This window comes from Paraburkholderia sp., from assembly GCF_036488505.1.
Taxonomy (GTDB): domain Bacteria; phylum Pseudomonadota; class Gammaproteobacteria; order Burkholderiales; family Burkholderiaceae; genus Paraburkholderia.
Genome location: NZ_DASXHN010000435.1, coordinates 1 through 9,749, shown reverse-complemented (window position 1 = coordinate 9,749; position 9,749 = coordinate 1). Strand labels below are relative to the sequence as shown.

Annotated in this window: 9 protein-coding genes; all 9 read right to left on the bottom strand. The window is 63.5% G+C overall.

Annotation, left to right across the window (positions count from 1 at the left end; translation table 11 throughout):
- Nucleotides 1–801 (bottom strand): UDP-3-O-(3-hydroxymyristoyl)glucosamine N-acyltransferase (lpxD, locus tag VGH68_RS25060; RefSeq protein ID WP_331606403.1); only part of this gene is annotated, 801 nt, incomplete at its 3' end.
- Nucleotides 802–1,036: 235 nt separating this feature from the next.
- Complete coding sequence (locus VGH68_RS25055) at nt 1,037–1,558, bottom strand: OmpH family outer membrane protein (protein WP_331606404.1); 522 nt, start codon at nt 1,556–1,558, stop codon at nt 1,037–1,039.
- Between the two features lie 77 nt (nt 1,559–1,635).
- Nucleotides 1,636–3,957, bottom strand: a complete 2,322-nt coding sequence (gene bamA, locus VGH68_RS25050; RefSeq protein ID WP_331606402.1) for an outer membrane protein assembly factor BamA — start codon at nt 3,955–3,957, stop codon at nt 1,636–1,638.
- 67 nt (nt 3,958–4,024) lie between these two features.
- Nucleotides 4,025–5,419 (bottom strand): RIP metalloprotease RseP, encoded by a 1,395-nt coding sequence (rseP, locus tag VGH68_RS25045; protein WP_331606401.1) that lies wholly within the window; start codon nt 5,417–5,419, stop codon nt 4,025–4,027.
- A gap of 7 nt (nt 5,420–5,426) precedes the next feature.
- On the bottom strand, nt 5,427–6,632 hold the full coding sequence (locus tag VGH68_RS25040; RefSeq protein ID WP_331606400.1) for a 1-deoxy-D-xylulose-5-phosphate reductoisomerase: 1,206 nt from the start codon (nt 6,630–6,632) through the stop codon (nt 5,427–5,429).
- A 10-nt stretch (nt 6,633–6,642) separates the two neighbouring features.
- Nucleotides 6,643–7,464, bottom strand: coding sequence for a phosphatidate cytidylyltransferase (locus VGH68_RS25035; protein WP_331606399.1), 822 nt, complete (start codon nt 7,462–7,464; stop codon nt 6,643–6,645).
- Nucleotides 7,458–8,240 (bottom strand): polyprenyl diphosphate synthase, encoded by a 783-nt coding sequence (uppS, locus tag VGH68_RS25030; protein WP_331606398.1) that lies wholly within the window; start codon nt 8,238–8,240, stop codon nt 7,458–7,460. Before uppS ends, VGH68_RS25035 begins: the two co-directional genes overlap by 7 nt.
- A gap of 61 nt (nt 8,241–8,301) precedes the next feature.
- Nucleotides 8,302–8,862 (bottom strand): ribosome recycling factor, encoded by a 561-nt coding sequence (frr, locus tag VGH68_RS25025; protein WP_331606397.1) that lies wholly within the window; start codon nt 8,860–8,862, stop codon nt 8,302–8,304.
- Nucleotides 8,863–8,959: 97 nt separating this feature from the next.
- Complete coding sequence (pyrH, locus tag VGH68_RS25020; RefSeq protein WP_006048674.1) at nt 8,960–9,673, bottom strand: UMP kinase; 714 nt, start codon at nt 9,671–9,673, stop codon at nt 8,960–8,962.
- Between the last annotated feature and the right edge of the window lie 76 nt (nt 9,674–9,749).

Below are 9,749 nucleotides of genomic sequence, written 5' to 3'. Positions count from 1 at the left end.
GCCCGCGCAGCCGGCGATCACCGTGTAGGCGCCGACCTTGCAGTTGTGGCCGATCTGCACGAGGTTATCGATCTTCACGCACTCTTCGATGATCGTGTCGGCCATGGCGCCACGGTCGATGGTGGTGTTCGCGCCAATTTCGACGTCGCTCGCGATCGACACGCCGCCCACCTGCGGAATCTTCACCCAACTGCCCGTGCGTGCGTCGCCGTCGCCGACGAAGTCGGGGGCGAAGCCGAAACCGTCCGAGCCGATCACCGCGCCCGCGTGCACGATCACGCGCTCGCCGAGCTTGCAGCCGTGGTACAACGTGACGTTCGGAAAAAGATGACAGTTCGCGCCGACGCGCGTACCGCGCCCAATCACCACATTGGCGTCGAGCCGCGCGTGCTCGCCGATCACCGCGCCGGCCTCGACGGTGACGCGCGGGCCGATCACAGCGCTCGCGGCGATCTGCGCGGAAGGATCGATGGTTGCGCTCGGATGCACGCCGGGAACGGCTTTCGGCGCGGCGAGATCGATGAAGGTTTGCGCGACGCGCGCAAAGTAAGCGTAGGGATTCGGCGTGACGATGAAGTTACGGGCATCGCGCGACGCGAGTTTCGCAAGGTCGCCGGCATTGATCAGCACCGCGCCCGCGCGGGTCGTTTCGACCTGCGACAGATACTTCGGATTGGCGAGGAACGCCAACTGGTCCGGACCCGCCTGGTCGAGCGGCGCGAGACTGCCCACGCGCTGCGAACCGTCTCCGACTACTTCACCGCCGAACCGCTGGACGATGTCCTCGAGCGTAAATGCCATGCCTGTCCTGTCTGATGTGTCGACCAGAGTTGGCGCTTTAGCGCTTACTCTGGTCCCATGCAACGCTGTCGACCAGAGTTGGCGCTTTAGCGCTTACTCTGGTCCGCTGCAACGCTGTCGACCAGAGTTGGCGCTTTAGCGCTTACTCTGGTCCGCTGCAACATGCCTGGTGCCTTTCAACCGGTTCCGCCATTCCAGACACGCGTCCACGCCGGCCCGGAAACGGCATAGCCGATCAGTTGCCCGACGCCGCCAGCGCCTTCAGTACCTGGTCGGTGATATCGATGCGCGGGCTCACATACACTGCTTCCTGCACGATCAGATCGTAGTGCTGCGTCTCGGCAATCTGCTTGATGACCTTGTTCGCGCGATCGAGCACCGCGGCGAGTTCCTCGTTGCGACGCTGATTCAGGTCTTCGCGGAACTCGCGCTGCTTGCGCTGGAAGTCCGAGTCGAGCTGCGACAGATCACGCTGCTTTTGCGCGCGATCGGCCGCTGACAACGACGCGCCATTCTTGTCGAGCGCATCCGACATCGACTTGAGCTTCTGCGCCATATCGGCGAGATCCTTGTCCCGTTTCGCGAACTCGGCCTCGAGCTTCAGTTGCGCGGCCTTCGCCGCCGCCGATTCGCGCAGGATACGGTCGGAGTTCACCGCGGCGATCCTCGCCTCTTGCGCATGCGCGACGCCGACCCCCAAGGTCATTGCCAGCGCCAATGCGCACGCTACACGTTTTGAAAACATACCGTTTAGCAAAGTCATCCTCTCGATACCGTAGTTTGGCCAGACCCGCCGCGGAGGAGCCGCTCGCGGCCGGACCGCCCGGCGCGCGATCAGAACGCCGTCCCGATCTGGAACTGGAACTTCTGATACTGGTCGCCTGTGTGCTTGACGAGCGGGAAACCAAGGCTCAACTTGAGCGGGCCGATTGGGGAAATCCACGCGAGACCCACACCGTAGCCGTAGCGCAGGCCGTTCGAGCCGGTGCTTGCGCACCCACTCGTCGTACAACTTGCTTCTCCCCAGACGTTACCGCCGTCGAGGAACGTGAATACACGCAGCGTGCGGTCATAGCCTGTTCCGGGCAACGGGAACGTCAGTTCGATATTGCCGACGAGCATCTTCGAGCCGCCGATCGGATCGTTTGTCTTGCCGTCGCGCGGGCCGAGAGAACTCGGCTCATAGCCCCGCACCGAACCGATACCGCCCGCGTAGTAGTTCTTGAAAATCGGATAGGGCTTGCCGCCGAGGCCGTTACCGTAGCCGCCCTGGAAGTTGAAGCCCAGTACGAAGCCGCGTGCGAACGAGTAATAGTACTGCGCGTTGATGTCCGCCTTGTAGTACTGGGTGCCGCCGATCGGCGTGCCGTATTCGGCATTCGCCTGCGTGAAGTAGCCGCGGCTCGGCACCAGTGCGCTGTCGCGCGCATCGCGCGACCAGCCCACCGTGAGCGGCACGTTGTTCGACACGCGGCCGAACTCGTGCACGTAATCGATGTAGCTTTGCGGCGTGTTCGCATCGATGTCGAGCTGGTTCTGTTCGAAACCGGCGCCGAAGTACACGGTGTCGACCTCGGAGAACGGGATGCCGAACTTCAGGTCGGCGCCCGCCGTGACGATCTTGAAGCTCGAATCGGTCGAGTAGTACAGCGGCTGGTACGTGCGGTAGTACACGTCGGTAATCCGCTTGATGCCGTCCACCGTAAAATACGGGTCGACCTGCGTAACCGTCAACGTACGGTACGTCTTCGCGGTGTTGACGTTCACGGACAGGCTCGTGCCCGAACCGAACACGTTGTCCTGCGAAATACCCGCGGACAGCACCACCTTGTCCGTCGACGAAAAGCCCGCGCCCAACGTGATCGCACCGGTCGGTTTTTCGGCGACCTTCACATCGATGTCGACCTGGTCAGGCGTGCCTTCCACCGGCACCGTGGTCACGTCGACGTCGGTGAAGTAGCCGAGACGATTGATACGGTCCTTCGACAGCGACAAACGATTCGAGTCGAACCATGAGCTTTCAAGCTGACGCATTTCTCGACGCACCACTTCGTCGCGGGTACGGGTGTTTCCGACGACATTGATGCGGCGCACGTAGACGCGTCGGCTGGGGTCGACCTGCAGTGTCAGGTCGACCGTGTGATTCTTCTGGTCGATCTGCGGCTGCGCATTGACAGTCGCGAACGCGTAACCGTATTCGCCCAGTTTGTCGACGATTGCCTTGGTCGTGGCTTGCAGTTTTTCCGCCGAAAAACGGTCGCCCGGTTTGATCTTGATCAGCTTCTTGAGCTCGGCTTCGCGGTCGAGCAGATTACCGGCGAGGCGGATATTCGAGATCGTGTACGGCTCGCCTTCATGAAGCGTGACCGTCAGATACATGTCTTTCTTGTCCGGCGTGATCGACACCTGGGTCGACTCGATGCTGAACTCGAGATAGCCGCGGTTCAGGTAGTACGAACGGATGTTCTCGAGGTCGCCGGTGAGCTTGTCTTTCGCGTATAGATCGTTCTTCGTGTACCACGAAAACCAGTTCGGTGTGGACAGCTGCATTTCGTCGCGCAGCGTGCCGGTGCTGAATGCCTTGTTGCCGATGAAGTTGATTTGACGGATCTTCGCGCTCGGACCTTCGGCGACCGAGAACAGCACCGACACGCGGTTGCGGTCGATCGGCGTGATCGTGGTGGTCACTTCGGCCGCGTAGTAGCCGCGCGTCAGATACTGGCGCTTCAGTTCCTGCTCGGCCTTGTCGACCAGCGCCTTGTCGTAGTAGCGACCTTGTGACAGCCCGACGGCGCGCAGCGCCTTGCTCAGATTGTCCTTGTCGAACTCGTGAATGCCGGCGAAATCGATCGTGCCAATCGCGGGGCGCTCCTGCACCTGCACGATGACGACGTTGCCTTCGGTCGCGATCTTGACGTCGTTGAAGAAGCCGGTTGCATACAGCGCGCGAATCGCTTCGGATGCCTTGTCGTCGGAGAAAGTATCCCCTTGCTTGATGGGCAGGTACGCGAACACGGTGCCGGGTTCGACGCGTTGCAATCCCTCAATGCGAATGTCTTGCACCACGAAGGGCGTCGTTGCGTGAGCAACCAGCCCATGCGCGGCGAACGCCGCGGCTATAACCGTCTTTGGACCAAAGCGATGAGGTTTGAACAACGTGCTTCCCCAGTGTGTATAGCTGTATCAGGCCGGGCGGCCGCCCTCGAGAACGCCGCCGGACACTTTAAAAATGGATTAAACGAGCCAGATCGTTGAACAGCGCAATCGCCGATAACGCGACGATGCAGGCGAGACCCGCCCTCTGAAACACGAGTTGCCAGCGATCGGAGACAACTTTACCGGTCACAGCTTCAACCAAATAATATAACAGATGCCCCCCGTCCAATACCGGAATTGGGAGCAGGTTCAGCACGCCGAGACTAATGCTGACAAGGGCCAGGAAAGACAAAAACGCGGACGGACCGAGGCGCGCGCTCTTGCCTGCATAGTCGGCGATCGTCACCGGACCGGACAGGTTGCGCAACGACGCCTCGCCGACGATCATCCGGCCGAACATGCGCACCGAGTACACCGCGAGGTCCCACGTGCGGCGCGCGCCGAGCCGCACGCTTTCGACCGGTCCATAGCGCACGTCGATCGACGGCACCTGGGTCGCCAGTTCGGCGCCGATGCGTCCGACCTGCTGCCCGCTCGCCGCGTCGCGTTGCAGTTGCGGCACGATACTGAGTTCGTCGAGCGTACCCGCCGCGTGGCCACCGCCCCCGCCACGCTCCACTTGCAGCGTGACCGGCACGCCGGCGTGCGATTTTACATAAGCAATGAAGGCCGCGGCATTATCAGCGCGCGTGCCGTTGATTGCGCGCAGCCGGTCACCCGCGACGAGCCCCGCCTGTTGCGCGGCGCTGCGCGGCTGCACCCCCGCCACCGTCAGCTTGCCGCCGCCAGGTTCGAAACCGAGACGCGACATGAAATCATCGTCGACGTCCTTGTCGCCGAGGCCGCGCAGATCCATCGGGAAATCGGACGTGCCGTGGGCGTCCTTCGCGATCAGCACGAGGTGCTGGTGATCGAACGCGGCGCCGAGCAGCTTCCAGCGCAGATCCGACCACGAGCGCACCGGCGCCGCTTCGTCGCTGCTCCCCGTACGCGCGGCGACGATCGTTTCGCCACCCTCGAAGCCGGCCAGCGCGGCAGGCGTGTTGGGCGCAGGCGTCGCGATCACGGCCGCCGGTTCGGTGACACCGGTGGCGAACACCAGCGCGAACAGCACGATCGCCAGCAGGAAGTTCGCAATCGGGCCGGCCGCGACGATCGCGAAGCGCCGCCACACCGATTGCCGATTGAAAGCATGCGGCAAATCCGCGGCGGGGATCGCCGCGGTGCCGGTTTCGCGCTCGTCGAGCATCTTCACGTAGCCGCCGAGCGGCAGCGCGGCGATCGTCCATTCGGTGCCCGTTTGCGGGCTCACCCACTGCACGAGCGGCTTGCCGAAGCCGATCGAAAAACGCAGCACCTTCACGCCGCACAGACGCGCGACGCTGTAGTGCCCATACTCGTGGACCACCACCAGCACGCCAATCGCAACCGCGAAAGCGAGCAGTTCGATCAGCAGGTTCATAAACGCCTCACTGGACGGGGCGTTCCGTGCGACGGGCGCCGTCGGGCAGGCGCGCGATGAAGTCGGTCGCGGCGCGGCGCGCGGTGGCGTCCGCTTCGATCACGTCGTCGAGCGCATGCGCGCTACGGTTCGGCAACCGGTTGAGTACGGAGTCGACCACCTCGGCAATCGTCATGAAGCCGATGCGCCGTGCGAGGAACGCTTCCACCGCGACCTCGTTCGCCGCATTCAGCGCCGCGCTGGCAATGCCGCCTTCAGCGAGCGCCTTCATCGCCAGCGCGAGACACGGGAAGCGCGCGTAGTCGGGCTTCTCGAACGACAGCGACGCGATCTCGGCGAGGTTGAGCTGCGCGACGCCTGAATCGACCCGATCCGGGAATGCCAGCGCGTGGGCGATCGGCGTGCGCATATCGGGATTGCCGAGTTGCGCCAGCACGGAGCCGTCCGCGTACGACACCAGCGAATGGATCACGCTCTGCGGGTGGATCAGCACGTCGATGCGCTCGCCCGGCAGGCCGAACAGCCAGTGCGCCTCGATGACCTCGAGTCCCTTGTTCATCATCGTGGCCGAATCGACCGAAATCTTGCGGCCCATTACCCAGTTCGGATGCTTGCAGGCTTCATCCGGCGTCACGTCGACTAGCGTGGCCGGCTCGCGCGTGCGGAACGGCCCACCCGAGGCGGTCAGAATGATTTTCGACACGCCGCCGTGCAGCGACGCTTCGCGCGGCAGGCACTGGAAAATCGCATTGTGTTCGCTGTCGACCGGCAGCAGCACCGCGCCGTTGTCGCGCACCGCGTCCATGAAGATCGCGCCGGACATCACCAGCGCTTCCTTGTTGGCAAGCAGGATGCGCTTGCCCGCGCGCGCGGCAGCGAGGCTGGGCGCAAGGCCGGCCGCGCCGACGATCGCCGCGACGACCGTATCGCTGCCCTCGCTCTTCGCGACGTCGACGAGCGCTTGCTGCCCGTACGTCACCTCGGTGCGGCTACCCGCGTCGCGCAACTTGGCGGCGACGCGCGCGGCCGTGTCGGCGTCGCCGACCACCGCTACCTGCGGCGCGAAGCGCAGGCATTGCTCGACGAGCTTGTCGCCGTTGCGATGCGCGGACAGCGCGTAAATCGAGAAACGCTCGGGATGACGCGCGACGACGTCGAGCGTGCTGTCTCCAATCGAGCCCGTTGAACCGAGCAGTGTCAGACGTTTTTGCATATCTCTTTCTCTAGCCGAGCAGCAGCATCGCGAGCGGTAGCACCGGCAGCAATGCGTCGATGCGATCGAGCACGCCGCCGTGCCCCGGCAACAGGCCGCTCGAGTCCTTGACGCCAGCCTGGCGCTTCAACATCGATTCGAACAGGTCGCCGACTATGCTGAAGGCCACCAGCAAGGTCAGCGCGAGCACGGTGCGCAGCGCGCCCAGTTGCGCGAGCAGCGCGGAATACAAGGTCGGCTCGAACGCGTGTAAAAAAACGGCCACCGCCGCGACGATCATCACCAGCAGCCAGCCGCCGATTGCGCCCTCCCAGGTTTTACCCGGACTGATAGAGGGCGCCAATTTATGTTTTCCGAACGCTTTTCCGGAGAAGTATGCGCCGATATCGGCTAGCCATACCAATAACAGCAGCGACAGCACGAACGGCACGCCCTGCATGCGCGCGGCGACGAGAGCGTGCCAGCAGGCGATGAAACCGACGATGCCGGCAAGGAACAGGAAGGCGCGCCACGCGCCCTGCGCAAGCACGGGCTTGCGCAGCAGCACGAACGGGCCGGCGATAACCCAGAAGATCGCGGCCGCCTGGAAGAACGGCCGGGCGTGCTCGGTACCGATCCCAAGCCGCGTGCTGGTGACGAGCGCCAGCGCCGCCACGAGCGCATACAGCACCGGACCCGCGCCGTCGAGCTTGAGCAGGCGCGCCCACTCCCACGCGGCGAAAACGATGACGAAGGCGATCAGCGCGCCGAACGCGCCCACCGGCGCGAACAGAGTGACCGGCAGGAATACTGCCAGCAGGATGATCGCCGTGATGACACGGGTTTTTAGCATGGAAGCGAATCGACGTTCTGCGATTGCCGCTCGAGTTGAGCACTGGTGCGGCCGAAGCGGCGTTCGCGCTCGGCGTACGAAGCGATGGCATCACCGAGCGCGTCGGCATCGAAGTCTGGCCAGAACGTGTCGGTGAAGTAGAACTCGGTGTAGGCGAGTTGCCACAGCAGGAAGTTGCTGACGCGACGCTCGCCGCCGGTACGGATGAAGAGGTCGGGCTCGGGCGCATAGGCCATCGACAGGTGTTCGGCAAACGAGTCCTCGTTGACCTCGACTGCCTTGCCTGCGAGCGCCGACTGCTCGGCGAGCTTGCGCGTCGCCTGCATGATGTCCCAGCGGCCGCCGTAGTTCGCGGCGATGGTCAGCGTGAGACGGGTGTTGCGCGCGGTCTTGGTTTCCGCGCGCTTGATCAGATCGCGGATCTTTGCGTCGAAACGCTCGAGGTCGCCCACCACGCGAAGACGGATTCCGTTTGCGTGCAGCTTGCCGATCTCTCGCTCGAGCGCGGTGACGAACAGGCGCATCAGGAACGACACCTCTTCGTTAGGACGGCGCCAGTTCTCCGAGCTGAACGCGAATAGCGTCAGATATTCGACGCCCCGCCGCGCGCATGCCTCGACGGCCGCCCGCACCGCGTCCACCCCGCGCGTATGGCCCGCCACGCGCGGCAGACGCCGCTGGGTGGCCCAACGGCCGTTGCCATCCATGATGATCGCGATATGTCGCGGCACCGCGGCGACCTCAGGCACGCGCACGGTTGAACTGGTATAGGTCATGGCCGTCGGAACAGTAATGCCAGTAAAGAAGTGAAATTTGAAGGTGCTGAGCCAAACGGCGTCAGACCGTCATGATCTCGGCTTCTTTAGTCACGACGAGCTTGTCGATTTCGGCGACGAACTTGTCGGTCAGCTTCTGGACGTCGTCGCCGGCGCGACGCTCGTCGTCTTCCGAGATTTCTTTGTCTTTGACGAGCTTCTTCAACTGCTCATTGGCGTCGCGACGCAGATTGCGCACGGCCACCTTGGCGGTTTCGGCTTCGCTGCGCACGACCTTGGTCAGTTCGCGGCGCCGCTCTTCGGTGAGCGCTGGCATCGGCACGCGAATCACGTCGCCGTGGGTGGCCGGGTTCAGACCGAGGTCCGATTCCCGGATCGCCTTTTCGACGACCTGGACCATTTTCTTTTCCCAAGGTTGCACGCCGATCGTGCGCGCGTCGATCAGCGTGAGGTTCGCGACCTGCGAAATTGGCACCGGCGAGCCGTAGTAGTCGCACTGGATATGATCGAGCAGGCCCGTATGCGCACGGCCCGTGCGGATCTTCGACAGGTCGTTCCTGAACGCGTCGATCGAACGCTGCATCTTCTGTTCAGCGCCCTTCTTGATATCAGCCACAGACATTTTTAAACCTCCGAACCTTCAAAACGGTGCGAGCCGCCGGCACGCGCGATGCGGCGGCCCGGGCTCGCGTCAAAGCCCACGTTATCTAAACGAGAGTTTACACGTGGACGAGGGTGCCCTCGTCCTCACCTAGCACGATGCGCTTGAGCGCACCCGGCTTGACAATCGAAAACACGCGGATCGGCAGCTTCTGGTCACGGCACAGCGCGAAGGCCGTCGCGTCCATCACCTGCAGATTGCGGCCGATCGCCTCGTCGAAGCTGATCGTCGTGTAGCGGGTCGCACTGGGATCCTTCTTCGGATCGGCCGAATAGACGCCGTCCACCTTGGTCGCCTTCAGCACCACCTCGGCGCCGATTTCCGAGCCGCGCAGCGCGGCTGCCGTATCGGTCGTGAAAAACGGGTTGCCGGTGCCGGCCGCGAATATCACGACCTTGCCTTCCTCGAGCTGGCGGATCGCGCGGGGCCGGATGTACGGCTCGACCACCTGATCCATGCGCAGCGCCGATTGCACGCGCGCCTCGATGCCCGCGTGGCGCATTGCGTCCTGCAGCGCGAGCGCATTCATCATCGTAGCCAGCATGCCCATGTAGTCGGCCGTCGCGCGGTCCATGCCGGCCGCGCCGCCCGCCACGCCACGGAAGATATTGCCGCCGCCGATCACCACGGCCAACTGCGTTCCGAGACGGACCACTTCGGCCACGTCCGCCACCATTCGTTCGATGGTCGCGCGATTGATGCCGAAGGCATCGTCGCCCATCAGAGCTTCACCGGAGAGTTTGAGCAGGACGCGTTTATAGGCAGTGGGCATAGAGGTATCCAGATCGCGCAGAACAGGGCAACAACAAGGGACTAATGTAGGGGTGAAATGCTGATTCGGGCAAGCG